This window comes from Polymorphobacter sp. PAMC 29334 (genome assembly GCF_019431245.1).
Classification (GTDB): Bacteria; Pseudomonadota; Alphaproteobacteria; order Sphingomonadales; family Sphingomonadaceae; genus Polymorphobacter_B; species Polymorphobacter_B megasporae.
The window spans coordinates 2,866,793-2,881,513 of the sequence record NZ_CP080243.1 but is presented as its reverse complement, the minus strand read 5'-3'; the positions used below and the strand labels follow the sequence as shown (position 1 = coordinate 2,881,513).

Annotated in this window: 14 protein-coding genes and 2 tRNA genes; 8 read left to right on the top strand and 8 right to left on the bottom strand. The window is 67.0% G+C overall.

What is annotated here, in order from left to right; all coding sequences use genetic code 11:
• Positions 1-61 precede the first annotated feature (61 nt).
• The 5 genes from KZX46_RS17395 to KZX46_RS17375 all read right to left on the bottom strand — a co-directional run bounded on the left by KZX46_RS17395 (position 62) and on the right by KZX46_RS17375 (position 5,831).
• Positions 62-1,414 carry a DUF2254 domain-containing protein gene (locus tag KZX46_RS17395; protein WP_219775020.1) on the bottom strand — a complete coding sequence of 451 codons (1,353 nt, stop codon included), beginning with the start codon at positions 1,412-1,414 and terminating at the stop codon, positions 62-64.
• A 67-nt stretch (positions 1,415-1,481) separates the two neighbouring features.
• Positions 1,482-3,767 (bottom strand): ATP-dependent helicase, encoded by a 2,286-nt coding sequence (locus tag KZX46_RS17390; RefSeq protein WP_219775019.1) that lies wholly within the window; start codon positions 3,765-3,767, stop codon positions 1,482-1,484.
• A 94-nt stretch (positions 3,768-3,861) separates the two neighbouring features.
• Positions 3,862-4,170 (bottom strand): hypothetical protein, encoded by a 309-nt coding sequence (locus KZX46_RS17385; RefSeq protein ID WP_219775018.1) that lies wholly within the window; start codon positions 4,168-4,170, stop codon positions 3,862-3,864.
• 57 nt (positions 4,171-4,227) lie between these two features.
• Positions 4,228-4,770, bottom strand: coding sequence for a 16S rRNA (guanine(966)-N(2))-methyltransferase RsmD (rsmD, locus tag KZX46_RS17380; protein WP_219775017.1), 543 nt, complete (start codon positions 4,768-4,770; stop codon positions 4,228-4,230).
• Entirely contained in the window at positions 4,767-5,831 is a 1,065-nt protein-coding gene (locus KZX46_RS17375; RefSeq protein ID WP_226896026.1) for a pseudouridine synthase, read from the bottom strand. Before KZX46_RS17375 ends, rsmD begins: the two co-directional genes overlap by 4 nt.
• Before the next feature lie 174 nt (positions 5,832-6,005).
• Here KZX46_RS17375 and KZX46_RS17370 point away from each other — a divergent pair.
• The 4 genes from KZX46_RS17370 to KZX46_RS17355 all read left to right on the top strand — a co-directional run bounded on the left by KZX46_RS17370 (position 6,006) and on the right by KZX46_RS17355 (position 11,422).
• Positions 6,006-6,090 (top strand) — tRNA-Leu (locus KZX46_RS17370).
• A gap of 181 nt (positions 6,091-6,271) precedes the next feature.
• Positions 6,272-7,861: an FAD-dependent oxidoreductase gene (locus tag KZX46_RS17365; protein WP_304610422.1), complete on the top strand. Its 1,590-nt coding sequence runs from the start codon at positions 6,272-6,274 to the stop codon at positions 7,859-7,861.
• 302 nt (positions 7,862-8,163) lie between these two features.
• Positions 8,164-10,839, top strand: a complete 2,676-nt coding sequence (locus KZX46_RS17360) for a TonB-dependent siderophore receptor (RefSeq protein ID WP_226896025.1) — start codon at positions 8,164-8,166, stop codon at positions 10,837-10,839.
• A gap of 76 nt (positions 10,840-10,915) precedes the next feature.
• Positions 10,916-11,422: a RidA family protein gene (locus tag KZX46_RS17355; protein ID WP_216708032.1), complete on the top strand. Its 507-nt coding sequence runs from the start codon at positions 10,916-10,918 to the stop codon at positions 11,420-11,422.
• 4 nt (positions 11,423-11,426) lie between these two features.
• Here KZX46_RS17355 and KZX46_RS17350 read toward each other — a convergent pair whose 3' ends face one another.
• The gene (locus KZX46_RS17350; RefSeq protein WP_226896024.1) at positions 11,427-12,152 is read right to left on the bottom strand and encodes a uracil-DNA glycosylase; all 726 of its coding nucleotides are present in this window, start codon (positions 12,150-12,152) and stop codon (positions 11,427-11,429) included.
• Here KZX46_RS17350 and folK point away from each other — a divergent pair.
• Together folK and KZX46_RS17340 are read left to right on the top strand one after the other, a co-directional pair.
• A complete protein-coding gene (gene folK / locus KZX46_RS17345; protein ID WP_219775016.1) occupies positions 12,151-12,666 on the top strand; it encodes a 2-amino-4-hydroxy-6-hydroxymethyldihydropteridine diphosphokinase in 516 nt (171 codons plus the stop codon). The genes KZX46_RS17350 and folK overlap by 2 nt on opposite strands.
• Positions 12,657-12,732, top strand: a tRNA-Lys gene (locus KZX46_RS17340). Before folK ends, KZX46_RS17340 begins: the two co-directional genes overlap by 10 nt.
• Before the next feature lie 154 nt (positions 12,733-12,886).
• On the opposite strand, the gene KZX46_RS17335 is transcribed toward KZX46_RS17340, so the two are convergent.
• The gene (locus tag KZX46_RS17335) at positions 12,887-13,477 is read right to left on the bottom strand and encodes a Dps family protein (RefSeq protein WP_226896023.1); all 591 of its coding nucleotides are present in this window, start codon (positions 13,475-13,477) and stop codon (positions 12,887-12,889) included.
• A gap of 121 nt (positions 13,478-13,598) precedes the next feature.
• On the opposite strand from KZX46_RS17335, the gene KZX46_RS17330 reads away from it, so the two are divergent.
• On the top strand, positions 13,599-14,114 hold the full coding sequence (locus KZX46_RS17330) for a 2'-5' RNA ligase family protein (protein WP_219775015.1): 516 nt from the start codon (positions 13,599-13,601) through the stop codon (positions 14,112-14,114).
• 16 nt (positions 14,115-14,130) lie between these two features.
• Here KZX46_RS17330 and KZX46_RS17325 read toward each other — a convergent pair whose 3' ends face one another.
• Entirely contained in the window at positions 14,131-14,310 is a 180-nt protein-coding gene (locus KZX46_RS17325; protein ID WP_216708181.1) for a hypothetical protein, read from the bottom strand.
• 70 nt (positions 14,311-14,380) lie between these two features.
• On the opposite strand from KZX46_RS17325, the gene KZX46_RS17320 reads away from it, so the two are divergent.
• Positions 14,381-14,707: a DUF3297 family protein gene (locus tag KZX46_RS17320; RefSeq protein WP_370647469.1), complete on the top strand. Its 327-nt coding sequence runs from the start codon at positions 14,381-14,383 to the stop codon at positions 14,705-14,707.
• Positions 14,708-14,721: the final 14 nt, after the last annotated feature.

Here is a 14,721-nt window from a genome sequence, read left to right as displayed (position 1 = left end):
TGGGGAGTTCCGCCGTATCGGCGCAGTGACCGGGACGACTTGTCGCAGCAGCGCGCGGTCTTCAGCCTTTTGTCGCGCCGCCTGCGCTCACGGACTCGGGTCGTTCGAGCCGTGCCAGACATGCCGGCCCGTCGGCGATCATGGCGACGAGCCGAGCGTGCCGGCGGCGCAGCTCGTCGAGGTCGGCCGGCGTGGTCATATTGCGGACGCCGTCGCCGAGCGCGAGGTCGGCGTGGCGGCGCAACGTTGCCAGCCGCCCTGCGTCGCGCTCGCACCCGGCGACCGCGGTCAACACCTCGACGAACCGGATTAGGACCGACGTGCTGCTGGCGGCATTCTGTCGGATCATGTCGAGCATCGCGTTGGTCAGCCCGTCGTAGTCGACCGCCGGAACGACCAGCACGACCCGGCCGTCGCGGCTCCAGCGCCCGCTGTGAAGGTGCCGCGGGGCGAGCTCGCACAGCGCCGCGCCCATGCGGTCGAGCACGCTCATCGCCGTATTCGGATCGTTGATGCCCGGCGACAGCGCGCGGACCGCGACTTCGACCAACTGGCGGACGGCATATTCGAGGTCTTCGTCGCTGACCCGCTCCTTGGCGAGCGCGGTCGCGGCGCGGATTGCGTTACCGGCGCCTGCGATCGCCGGAGTGATCAACGCGATCACCGCCCCAGGGAAGACGCAGTCGCCGGGACGGACGAGCAGCTGGAGTGTCGTCGCGTTTTTGGCCGCCCAATCGGCGAGCCCGTCGGCATCGAGGTGCTTGAGATAGCCGCGGCGCGCATCGGGGACGGTGAATACGGCCTCGCCAAGCTGCGGTGCGCTGGTTCCTGGCTCGGGGTCGCGCATCGTCAGCCGTTTGATTGCCGCGGTCAGGTCGCCCGCGACGAGATCGATGACGGTGTCGACGTTGATCCGGCTCGCGGTGTGACCGACGAAATAGACGAGCGTGCCGACACAGACGAAGGCGAGCGCAATCCCGACGCTCATCGACAGGTGCGGGATGAATTCGCCCTCGCCGCTGGTGCGGACATTGCGCAGGACCATCAGCGCGTACGAGAAGGTGCCGAGGAAGACGCCGAGCGTCACCTGGTTGCCGCGGTCGCGGACGAAATTGCGCAGCAGCCGCGGACCCATTTGCCCCGCGGCGAGCGACAGCGACGCGATCGTGATCGAGAACACCGTCCCCGCGACCCCGATCGTCGACGACGCGACCGCGCCGAGCAAAGTCCGCGCACCGGTCGCGCCGCCGTTATAAAGCCAGCGATTGTCTAGCAGCAGCCCTGCGAGCAGACCGGCACGGTCGACCGCGACGAGACCCTCGGCAAGCCCGATCGCGGCGACGATCACGATCGCCGGAACGATCCAGAAGCTGTCGGCAACCGTGCTGGCGATGCGGCGCAGTCGCGCGATCACGTTGTTTCCGGCCGTTCGATCATCGCGGCGACGTATCCATCACAGCAGGTTAGGCCGGGTTGCCGCGTCAGACCAACTCAATAAAGCTGTCGAGCACACGCTTCCGCCCGGCTTTCTCGAACTCGATCTCCAGCTTGTTGCCCTCGATCGCGGCGACCGCGCCGTAGCCGAACTTGGAGTGGAACACGCGGGCGCCGACGGCGACGTCCTTGCGGCCGGGCTGGCCGACGCTGACCGCGCTGGCGCGGGCTTCGATCTGGAGGCCGCCGCGGCCGGGGACGCTCGCGCCGCCCATCGCCGTCGCGCGCGCCCAGCCGGGGCCGCGACCGGCCCCGCGGGTGACGTCGGCGAAGGGGTCGCCGCCGCCGAGTGCGGCGCGCCACAGGCTCGGGCCGCCGCTCATCGTGCTCGACACGTCGATATGGTCGTCGGGCAGGTCGCTAACGAAGCGTGACGGGATGCTCGACGTCCATTGGCCGTAGATGCGGCGGTTGGCGGCGTGGCTGATCGTGGCGGCGCGTTTCGCCCGGGTGATGCCGACATAGGCGAGGCGGCGTTCCTCCTCCAACGACGCGTTGCCGCCCTCGTCGAGCGAGCGCTGCGACGGGAAGACGCCTTCCTCCCAGCCGACGAGGAAGACGTGGTCGAATTCGAGGCCCTTCGCGGCGTGGAGGGTCATGATCGTGACGCGCTCCTCGTGATCGGCCTTGTCGTTCTCCATGACGAGGCTGACGTGTTCGAGGAACGCGGTCATCGATTCGAACTCGTCCATCGCGCGGGTAAGTTCCTGGAGGTTCTCCAGCCGCCCGTCAGCCTCCGACGTCCGCTGGTTCTGGTACATCGCGATATACCCCGATTCCTCGAGGACGATCCGCGCGAGTTCGGCGTGGGGCAGGGTGTCGACCTGGTCGCGCCACCGCTTGAGGTCGGTCATGAAATTGCTCAGCGACCGGCGTGCTGCGGGGGTCAGCTCATCGGTCTCGATCAGCGCGTTCGCCGCCGACGACAGCGGCTTGTTCGTCGCGCGGGCGTGGGCGTGGAGCGACTGCATCGCCTTGTCGCCGAGCCCGCGCTTGGGCGTGTTGACGATCCGTTCGAACGCCAGCCCGTCCGATGGCTGGACGACGACGCGGAGGTAGGCAATCGCGTCGCGGACCTCGGCGCGCTCATAGAAGCGGAAGCCGCCGACGATCTTGTACGGCAGGCCGGTGGTGATGAAGCGGTCCTCGAACTCGCGCGTCTGGAACTGGGCGCGGACGAGGATCGCCATGTCGTTCAACGACGCGCCCTCGCGCTGGAGGCGCTCGATCGCGTCGCCGGTCAGCCGCGCTTCCTCGGGTCCGTCCCAGACGCCGACGACCTTGACCTTGTGGCCCGAGTTGCGCTCGGTCCACAGAGTCTTGCCGAGGCGTCCCGAGTTCTTGGCGATCAGCCCGCCGGCGGCGCCGAGGATATGCGGGGTCGAGCGGTAATTCTGTTCGAGGCGGATGACGGTCGCGCCGGGAAAGTCGACCTCGAAGCGGAGGATGTTGGCGACCTCGGCACCGCGCCACGAATAGATCGACTGGTCGTCGTCGCCGACGCAGCAGATGTTGCGGCGGTCCTGCGCGAGCAGCCGCAGCCACAGATACTGGCTGACGTTGGTGTCCTGATATTCGTCGACGAGGACATATTTGAAGCGACGCTGATATTCCGCCAGCACATCGGGGTGGCCGAGGAAGATCGTCAGCATGTGGAGAAGCAGGTCGCCGAAGTCGCACGCGTTGAGCGCGACGAGACGCTCCTGGTAGCGCGTATACAGCGCGACCGACTTGTTGTCGTAGCCGCCTTCCTCGGTGGCGGGGACCTGCGCCGGGGTCCAGCCGCGGTTCTTCCAGCGGTCGATCAGCGACGCCAGCCCCTTCGCCGGCCAGCGCTTGTCGTCGACGTTCGCCTCGATCAGGACCTGCTTGAGCAGCCGCAACTGGTCGTCGGTGTCGAGGATCGAGAAGTTGCTCTCCAGCCCGACGAGCCCAGCGTTGCGTCGCAGCATGCGCGACGCAACCGAGTGGAAGGTGCCGAGGAACTGCATGCCTTCCGCGCTCCCCCCAAGCAGCAGCCCCATGCGATGCTGCATCTCGCGCGCCGCCTTGTTGGTGAAGGTCACCGCAAGGATTTCCGACGGCCACGCCCGGCGGGTGAAGATGATGTGCGCAAGGCGGCTGGTCAGCGCGCGGGTCTTGCCGGTCCCGGCGCCGGCGAGGAGGAGCACCGGGCCTTCGGTGGTCAGCACTGCCTCGCGCTGCGCCGCGTTGAGGCCGTCCATGTACGGCGGTTCGGGCGCAGGAGCGGGGGAGGCGGGCGAGGCGTGCATCGCTGAACACATAGGGAACGACGACGCGTTTGTCACGACGCGGCTTACCCGCGCGCGATGTTCGGACCGAAGCTTAAGCGATCAGGGCGGCGGATTAATTACCCTTCGCCTCACGCATCGCGCGCATCTTCTCGCGACCGGCCTTGAGCTCATCCATCGTCAGAAAACCGTCGTGGTCGGCATCCATCATCTCGAAGCCGCGTTCCTGGCGGCCGGCGGCGAGCCACTCGGCCTTGCTCACTTTGCCGTCGTGGTCGGTGTCCATCCCCGCGAACCGCGACACCATGCCTTCATGCTGGCCCGATGCGGGGGCAGTTTCCTGTGCCGCGACCGGCATGCCGACGACGACGGCGAGCGCGGCGACGAAGGTGGCGACGAACGCGACGAATAAGATGCGGCCCATGGCAGTAGCTCCTCGACTATGCCCGAAATACGCGCACCCCGGCGGCGATCCCCCGCGTCAGTCGGCGCGAAACAGATGGAGCCGCGCCTTGCCGTGCGCGCGGACGGTGTCGAGGGTGAAGCCCGGCGGTTCGAGCGCTTCGCCCTTCGCCGTCTCGACCGACACCCATGCGTGCGGTGCGACCCAGCCGTATTCGAGCAGCCGGGCCAGCGCGGGCAGAGCGTGGCCTTCGCCGTACGGTGGGTCGAGGAGGATCAGGTCGAACGCGGCAGGGGCACGGCCGATCGCCTGCACCGGCTGCTGCAGCACGGTCGTCGCGACGTCGGCACCACATTTCAGGATGTTGGCGCGCAGCGCGGTCACCGCCGCCTTGTCGTTCTCGACGAAGGTCGCGTGCGCCGCGCCGCGCGAAAGCGCCTCGAGCCCGAGTGCACCGGTCCCGGCGTACAGGTCGGCGACGCGCAGGCCGTCGAAGTCGCCGAGGCGGCTGGCGAGCATGGAGAATAGCGCCTCGCGCGCCCGCTCGCTCGTCGGCCGGGTCGCTTCGCCCGGCGGTGCGACCAGCGGCCGCCCGCGATATTGTCCCGCGATGATCCTCATTTGGCCTTCGACACCGATTTGCGCAGTTGGTCGATCGCCTGCGGGTTGACCTCCTCGACCGCGCGCGCGGGCAGGTCGCCCAATTCGAACGGGCCGTAGGCGACGCGGATCAGGCGCGAGACCTGGAGGCCGAGGAATTCGAGGACGCGGCGGATCTCGCGATTCTTGCCCTCGGTCAGCGTGATCGACAGCCAGAGGTTGCGCCCGGTCCGGCGCTCGATGTCGGCGTTGATCGGTCCGTAGCGCATGCCGTCGATCTCGATGCCCTCGATCAGGCCCTCGAGGATCGCCTGCGTCACCTCGCCGTACGCCCGGACGCGGTAGCGGCGCGCGACGGCGTTGACCGGCAGTTCGAGCTGGCGCTTGAGCGCGCCGTCGGTGGTCAGGAGCAGCAGCCCCTCGGTATTCATGTCGAGCCGTCCGACCGGAACGAGCCGCGGCAGTCCGGGGGGCAGCGCGTCGAAGATTGTCGGGCGCCCGCCCGGGTCGCGCACCGTCGTCAGGAAGCCTGCGGGCTTGTGGAAGCGGAACAGCCGTGTCGCCTCGATCGCCGCGACCGGGCGGCCGTCATACGTCACGCCGTCGAGCGACGAGATGATGTGCGCGGGGGTCGTCAGGACGGTGCCGTTGATCGCAACGCGCCCCTCGGCGATGAATCGCTCGATGTCGCGCCGTGATCCGACCCCGGCGCGCGCGAGCAGCTTGGCGATCCGCTGCGGCTCGATCTTGCCGGGGGCGGCCGCCGCTGCTTCGGCGCGCGCATTGCCGCGGTCGCGGCGGGGGGCGTTGTTGGCGCGCGATGGCTTGGCCACTTCATCGCGGGCGCGGGGGACCTTGACCGGACGCCCGCCGAACGGATTCGACGTGCTCCCCGCCTCGGGGCGCTTGAGCATCGGGCGCTCGGCCTGGTTGGCGCGGCGATTGGCCTCGCGCGGATTGGTCGACAGCGGATCGCCGCCGGCGGGCTCGCGGCGGCGGACGGGAGGCCGGGGACCGGCGGGAGGATCGAAGGGCGGACGGCCCGGAGGGCGGCCGCCGGTGCGGCGCGGGGGCTGTGACATGCGGCGTTCGTGGAACGAGAAGCGCGAATTGGCAAGGTGCGCGCGCTAACGCTCGACCAGCCCGCGAAGCGACCCTAGCAAATACAGCGCCTTGTCCCGAACGATTGCTATTCCCCCGACGCCCTTCTTTGCGCTACAAGCCCGTCCGCAGCGCGAGAACGATCGCGCGCCCACGCGGGTGTGGTGAAACTGGTAGACGCGCGGGACTCAAAATCCCGTTCCGCAAGGAGTGCCGGTTCGACCCCGGCCACCCGCACCAACAACATTTATGGGTGTTGCCGAGGCGCAAAAGTCGCGCCATCATGATCGTAACAAAATCGCCAAGCGGTTTCGCGGGGAAGAAATGGTGTCGGACCGCAAGGTCCCGCGGGTCGGGCTGACTTCGCCATGCCCGAGCGCCATCGGTTCCGGGGGCGATGGCCCCCAGCGCGGGGGTTTTGATGATCACACGACGCAATCTGTTGACGCGCCTCGGGATGCTGGGCGGGCTCGGCGCGACCTTCGGGGCAATGCAGGCGCTCGGGCTGAATGGCGCGGCGCGCGCGGCGACGATGCCCGGCCTGCCGTCGGTCGCCGGGCGGGGGCTCCACGTCGCGGTGCTGGGGGCGGGGATCAGCGGGCTCGTCGCGGCGTATGAGCTCGAACAGGCGGGCTATCTCGTGACCTTGCTCGAAGCCCGCGACCGCGTCGGCGGGCGGGCGTGGACAATCCGCGACGGGGATAAGATCGAGATGAACGGCGAGGCGACCCAGACCGCCAAATTCTCGAACGGCATCTACATGAACGCCGGGCCGGCGCGCATCCCGAGCTTCCACACCGGGCTGCTCGGCTATTGCGACAAGTTCGGCGTCCCGCTCGAGGTCGAGGTCAATTCGAGCCGCTCGGCGTATGTCATGGCCGCCGACGGGACGAAGATCCGCCAGCGCACCGCGGTCAACGACATGCGCGGCCATATCGCCGAACTGCTCGCGAAGGCGCTCAACCAGGGCTCGCTCGACCAGGCAATCAGCGCCGCCGACAAGGCCAAGCTGCTGCCGTTTCTCAAATTCTACGGCGATCTCGACGACAAGGGCGACTTCACCGGATCGGCGCGCTCGGGCTTCGCCAAGTTGCCGGGGGCAGGGGTGACGCTCGCCAGCCCGGGCACCGCGATGCCGCTCGATCAGTTGCTGGCGAACGAGCAACTGCCGATGACGCTGTTCGACGACGTGCTGTATATGCAGGCGACGATGGTCGAGCCGATCGGCGGGATGGACCGGATCCACGCCGGCTTCGATCGCAACCTCCGCAACCCCGCGATCCGCGGCGCCGAGGTGACCCGCATCCGCCACACGGCGAAGGGCGTCGACGTCGTCTACCGCGACAAGGCCAGCGGCGCAGTCCAGACCGTCCACGCCGACTATATGGTCTGCACGATCCCGTTCGCGGTGCTGAAGGACATCGACACCGACTTCACGCCTGCGACCAAGACCGCAATCGCCGGGGTGATCTACGACTATTCGAACAAGATCGCGTTCGAATCGCCGCGCTTCTGGGAGAAAGAGCAGATCTACGGCGGCATTTCGTTCGTCGGCGGCCCGACCAGCCTCGTCTGGTATCCGTCGGCTGGCCTCCACACGCCGCGCGGGATGCTGCTCGCGTGCTACGGCTCGGGGCCGATGGCGGCGGAGTTCGAGAAGCGGCCGATCGTCGAGCAGATCGAATTCGCCCGCGGCGTCGTCGACAAGCTTCACCCCGGACACGGCGGCGACCTCGTCAACGGCATCGCGGTCAACTGGCACAAAATTCCGTACAGTCTCGGCCCGTGGCCCGACTTCAGCGGCGGCAAGGGCGGCGTCGGGCTCGAAGCCGCGATCGACACACCCGGCTTCCGCCACCTGCTCGAACCCGACGGGCGGGTCTATTTCGCCAGCGCCGCGCTGAGCCAGACTCCCGGCTGGCAGGAGGGCGGGATCGCGTCGGCGTGGGCGCAGGTCGCGGCGCTGGCAAAGCGCGTCGCCGCCGACATGCCAGTGAGGAAGGCGGCGTGAGGGCATCCGGCTCGCATGTCGGGACGCTGTGCCCTTACGCGGGCAGCTGTTGCACTAATGTTACGGTGTCCGGATTTAACTTTGCCGAGGTCGATATCGGTTAATACGGACTTGTTGTCGTCGAGCCAATGCGTCAGCTTGATAACAGTTGCTCGGCACGCACTGGGGTTTGTCGAAACTTATCATTAGGTAGTCGGCTCGGCATTATTTGCTGAGTGCTTGGTTTTGCCCGGCAGTATGCGTGGCGAAGATCGCGCGTTGCTGGACAGGGGAGCCGTGTCTGTAATTCAGGGGGTTCATCGATGCTCAAGACTTCACAGTTGTCGCACACCGCACTCGCCGTCGCGATGCTCAGCGCCGTCGCCTTCGTTCCGACCGGTGCCATCGCGCAACAGGTCGCCGCTGCCGATACCGCCGCCGCAACGCCGGCGCAGGCCGACGAGATCATCGTCCTCGGCACCCGCCGCACCGACCGGACCCTGACGACGTCGGCATCGCCGGTCGATGTCATCAGTGCGAGCGAGCTCAAGACGCAGCCCGCAGCGAACATGCTCGAAGTCCTGAAGAACATCGTCCCGTCGTTCTTCGTCGGCCAGAATACGATTTCCGACGCGTCGAGTTTTGTCCGCGCGCCGTCGCTGCGCGGCCTGCCCGCCGACGAGATCCTCGTCATGCTCGACGGCAAGCGGTACAACCGCTCGGCACTCGTCCAGGTCTATTCGGGCGGCGACACCGGCCTGTCGTACGGCTCGCAGGGGTCCGACCTGTCGGCGATCCCGTCGATCGCGATCAAGCGCCTGCAGATCCTCCGCGAAGGCGCAACCGCGCAATACGGGTCGGACGCGATCGCCGGCGTTCTCAACTACGGCCTGCGCGACAACAAGACGGGCTTCGAGGCGATCGCCCGCTATGGCCAGTATTACGATCACGGTGACGGCAAATCGAAGCAGATCTCGGCGAACCTCGGCCTGTCGCTCGGCGAGCGCGGCTTCGTCAATCTGAGCGGTGAATATGACGACGACGGCCAGACCAGCCGCGGCGCAACCCGCCCGCTCGCGCTCGTCTTCGCCCAGCAGAACCCGAGCCTCGCATCGCAGCTGCCGAACTATCCCGGGCCGGTGCAGATCTGGGGCTCGTCGCCGAGCCATGGCTGGAAGGCGGTGATCAATTCGGGCTATGAGGTCACCGACAACAGCAAGCTGTACTTCTTCGGCAACGCCGCGCGGTCGAAGGCGAACGAGAGCTTCAACTACCGCTCGCCGATCAGCGGCACCGCTGTCGACGTGACCGGCGCGACGCAGTCGCTCGGGGCCAATGGCGCACTGTCGCGGGTGTTCTACTTGACGCCGTGCCCGGCCGGGAACGCGACGTGCCCGGCGGGCGGCTTCGTCTCGAACGGCAACACCTTTAGCGTCAAGTCGATTTACCCGGCGGGCTTCACCCCGCGCTTCGTCGGCACGACCGAAGAATTGATCGGCACCGTCGGCTACAAGGGGAAGACGCCGGGCGGTTTCACCTACGACTTCTCGGCGACGACGAGCCGCAACTCGCTCGACCTGTCGATGTATAATTCGATCAGCCCGACCTACGGCCCGGCATCGCAGACCGCGTTCAAGTTCGGCGACCTGATCCAGAAGGAAACCGACGCCAACATCGATCTCAGCCAGCCGGTCAACATCGGCCTGTACAGCCCGCTGACGATCTCGGCCGGTGCCGAATACCGCCGCGAGAGCTACACCGCGACACCCGGCGACCCGCAGTCGTACGGCGCCGGCCCCTACACGGCGTCGCAGAACCTGTATCTCAACAACGGGGGCGGCATCTATACGCCAAACGGTACCAGCGGCGGGTCGTCGCCGGGCGCGAGCGGCTATGGCGGCACCGATCCCGCCGCCGCCGGCTCGCACTCGCAGTCGAGCTACGGCATCTACGGCGACCTCGAGACCGACATCGTCAAGGCGCTCAGTGTCGGCATCGCCGGCCGGTACGAGCATTACAACACCTTCGGCGGCGCGTTCGTCTACAAGGCGAATGCGATCTACAAATTCTCCGACGCCTTCTCGCTCCGCGGAACAGTCGGCTCGGGCTTCCACGCCCCGTCGCCCGGCCAGTCGAACACCCAGATCCTGACGACCAACTTCATCGGCGGCAACCAGGTCCAGACCGGTACCTACCCGACGACGAGCCCGATCGCGCAATATTACGGGGCGAAGCAGCTGACGCCTGAAAAGTCGTATAACTACGGCGTGGGTTTCATCGCCACCCCGGTCCACAACCTGACGTTGACGGTCGATGCGTATAGCATCAAGGTCAAGAACCGCATCTTCATCACGCAGAACTTCACCGTGACACCCGCCGATATCATCGCCCAGCCGGCGTTGTTGTCGGTCGGAGCCGGCGGCGCGATCACATACTTCACCAATGGCCTCGACACCGTCACCAAGGGCATCGATTTCGTCGCAACGTACCGCGCGGCGCTCATCGAGCCGGGCGACCTCAACCTGACGCTGGCGTACAACTACAACACCAGTCGGGTATCGCGCGCCGACGCGAACGTCCTCAGTGCGAACCAGATCCTCGATATCTCGCACCTTGCGCCGAACCACCGCGCGACGCTGTCGGCGGCGTGGAGCCACGACAAGTTCTCGGTCAACGCCCGCGAGAACTTCTACGGCGACTGGATCGATTCGAACGACTATCCGGTCTTCAACTCCGCCGGAAAGCTGGTCGGCCAGAAGTTCGGGTCGAAGTTCACCACCGATCTCGACGTCGGCTACGACCTGACCAAGTATCTGACGCTGTCGGTCGGCGGCTCGAACATCTTCAATATCAAGCCCGACCGCATCGCCAACAGCCCCGCCAACACCGTCTACGCCGCGACCGGCTCGACCGCCGACGGCCAGATCTACCCGCGGAGCGGCGGTCCGTTCGGGATCAACGGCGGGCTCTGGTACGTCCGCGCCCGGGTTGCCTTCTAGGCCCGAAGCGCACAGCATCGGGCATGACGGGTGCGGGCCGGCGGCTCGCACCCGTTGCAACATGGGGGAGCCTGACATGATCCGGACGATGACAGCACTGCTGGGCGCCAGCCTGCTCGCGACGGCCGCCAACGCCGAGGCGATCAAGCATGCCAACACCCCCCCGGGATTGATCCTCGAGAGTGTGACGGTAACCCCGGGGACTGAGATGCTCTACCTTAGCGGGCAAGTCGCCTCGCCGGTCGACATGTCGAAGCCGATGTCGGCGATGGCGTCGATGAGCATGGCCGATTTCGGCGATACGAAGACCCAGACGATCAGCGTGCTGGGCAAGATCAAGAAGATCCTCGCGAGCCACGGCTACACGATGGCCGATATCATCAAGCTGACCGTGTTCGTCGCCGCCGCACCCGACATGGGCGGCAAGATGGACTTCGCGGGGATGAACGACGGGTTCAAGACCTTCTTCGGCACGTCCGAGAACCCCGGCACCGTCGCCCGCTCGACGGTCCAGGTCGCCGCGCTTGCGGGACCGGCGTTTCTCGTTGAGATCGAGGCGACTGCGGCGAAGCCTGCGAAGTAGGCGCTTACCGCGCCGCGACCGCCGCCGCGAAGGCGTCCTCGAACATCGGCGCCGTCAGCCGCCCGGTGTTCGTGTTGTAGCGCGAGCAGTGATAGCTATCGACGAGCGTGAACCCGGTGTGGAGCCGGTGGACCGCGGCGTGGGCGAACGGCACCTTGGGCAGCTTGCCGCCGAGCGCCTTGACCGCCGACTGGTGCGCGATCGTCCCGAGCGCCAGCACGACCTTCAGGTTCGGCAGCGCCGCGAGCTGGGCGCTCAGGAACTGGCGACAGGTGTGAATCTCTGCCGGAACCGGCTTGTTCTCGGGGGGCACGCAACGAACCGCATTGCTGATGAACACCCCGTCGAGCCGCAGCCCGTCATCGGCGCGCGCGTCGAACGTCCCGTGCGACAGGCCGAATTTGGCGAGCGTGGCATAGAGCAGCAGTCCGGCATGGTCGCCGGTGAACGGCCGCCCGGTCCGGTTCGCCCCGGTGACCCCCGGCGCCAGCCCGACGACGCACAGCCATGCCGCCGGGTCGCCCCAGCCAGGGACCGGCGCGTTGAACCAGTCGGGATGCGCGACGCGGTTGGCGGCGCGGTAATCGGCAAGGCGAGGGCACAGCTGGCAATCACGCGGCGGCTCGGCTTGAGCCGCAATGGCATGTGACGGCTCGGCTAGCGGCGACGCGGCGTAAAGTTCGGCGGGGTTGGGTTCCATGGCGGCGACCTGTAAAGCGCGAGCGGCCATGCCCGCAATCATCCACATCGCCCTCGGCAGCAATCGGCGGCACGGCCGTCACGGATTGCCGCAGGGCGTCGTCGCGGCGGCCATCGTCGCGCTGGCCGATGCAGGCCTAACCGTCGTCGCGCGGTCGGCGATCCGCACCACCAAGCCGCTCGGCCCAAGCAAGCGCGCCTTCGCGAACGCCGCGATCGCCGTCGAAACCAACGTTGCGGTCGACGACCTGCTAACCTTGCTCAAGCAAATCGAGCGCGACTTCGGCCGCCGCCGAGGCCGCCGCTGGGCCGAACGCGTCCTCGACCTCGACATTGTCACCGCCGGCGGCGCGGTCACACACGACTGGCGGCGAGCGCGGCAGGGGCTCATCGTCCCCCACCGCAGCCTCGCCGCCCGCGCCTTCGTCCTCGACCCGCTGGTCGATATCGCCCCTTTGTGGAGGCATCCGGTGCTGCACTTGACCGCACGCCAGTTGCGCGCGCGGCAACGCCGCCCTAAACCGCAACCCGCTGGGAGCCCTTAGCTCAATCGGTAGAGCAATTGACTTTTAATCAATAGGTCGCGGGTTCGAATCCCGCAGGGCTCACCAGCTTCATTTTTGCCGATTTCGGCCACGATTTTGGTTCTCACGATACCGTGCGTGGCCAGAACAGTGAGCGCCATCGGCCAGCGCATTTGCTCATCAATGAGCTAAGATCAAATGCTGAACTGGCGAGCCCCCGTGGGCTCGCCAGCAGATTCAGTTAGCGGTCCGAACGGACCAGCGTGGTTTCAGCCAGGTGCTCGGCGATGAACCAGACCTGGGGTTCGCCGGTGCGGATGATGTTCGACACCAGCAGGTCGTTCGTGCCGTCGTCGCCCGACTCGTCGGCGGCATCGGCACCCTCGTGCGCCTGGCGCAGGATGATCTCGTGCGCCTCGAGCAGCCGCGACAGCTGGGTCGGAACGTCCTCGCGGCCCTTCGGGGGGCGGGGGATCTTGGTCATCTCGGCGACGTCGGCGGCCATCGCGATGCTGATCCCGCCCAGCGCCATGATCCGCTCGGCGATCATGTCGACGAGCTCGGCCTGCGCTTCATAGTGCGTGTCGAGCAGGAGGTGGAGCTGGTAGAACGTCGCCCCCGACATCTGCCAGTGGTGCTTCTTATACATGTCGCGGAGCGTCATCGTGTCGGCGAGCATCTGGTTGAGCGTCTCGACCGACTGGGCGCGGGCATTACCCTCGAGCGCGATCGGCAGGTCCTTGAGCGTCCCGTACGGCTGGATCTCGCGGTACTCGACCTTGTACTGCGGCTGGGCTTCACTGCTGGGGGCGGGGCTGGGCTTCTTGGCCATGATGGACATCCTTCGTTTGGGGAGTGGCTGGCGATTAGCGACTTGAGTAGGAGGTAATCGTGACGAGCGAACGTTACGCCTTCCGCTGGGTTCCACTTGGTACAGACATTGCGGAGCTGCAATGACCGATTTCCGACCGTTGGTGATCACTGCGCGACCCGATGCCGCGATCCTCGCGCGATTCGAGGCGCTGCGCCGCGCGCATTTCCCGCCCGCACTCAATCGGGTGCCGGCGCATATCTCGTTGTTCCACCAGATTCCCGGGAGCGAATTCGACGCCGTCGTCGAGCGGCTCAAGGCCATGGCGCGCGAGCATCCGGCACCGCAGGTTGAGATCACTGGCTTGCGCTCGCTCGGCCGCGGGGTCGCTTATGTTCTGCGGTCGGCGGAGCTGTCGGCGCTCCACGACGACCTATCCGAGGCGTGGGAGCCGCTGTTGATCCCGCAGGACCGCCACCGCCTCGCCGCGCACGTCACGATCCAGAACAAGGTGACGCCGGAGGTGGCGCGGGCGACGCTGGCGGCGTTGTCCGAGGGGTTCGAGCCGTGGCGTTTCGATGTCGTCGGGATCGACGTGTGGCGGTATCTCGACGGGCCGTGGGAGCATCTGAAGACAGTCGGGCTGCGCCCGGCCTGAGCGGAGCGCGGCAGGGCTAACGCAGCTTCGCCAGCTTGAGCGAATCTTCCTTCGCCCGCGCCTTGACCGACTCCTCGCTCCGGGTCAGCGCCTTGGCGATCGCGCGGACCGACATCCCCTTCTCGGAAAAGCGATGGAGCTTGGCGACCTCTTCCGAAGTCCATGCCTGCTTGTGACGAACGAAATCCTCGGCCATGCGGTGATAGTAGCGCAGGCCGGTCCAACTGGCTATCACGCGCAATCATTCGATCCGAAGGCCCGCCACCATGACCGACGAAACCATCGAGACCACGACCGGCACCGAAACGCCGAACGCCGCTTCGGCGAAGCCGGACGCCGCGACCCCCGAAGCTGCGATCGTCGATACCCCGCCCGACCGCCTGTCGAACAACCCGAACAGCCCGCATTACGAGCCCGCGATGCTCGAGCGCGGCATCGGCATCCGCTTCAAGGGCGTCGAGCGGACCAATGTCGACGAGTATTGCGTTTCCGAAGGCTGGGTCCGGCTGACCGTCGCGGGCTCGAAGGACCGCTATGGCAATCCGATCACGATCAAGCAGCAGGGCGAGGTCGTCCCGTATTTCCGCTCCTAGGCCTGGGCGCCCGA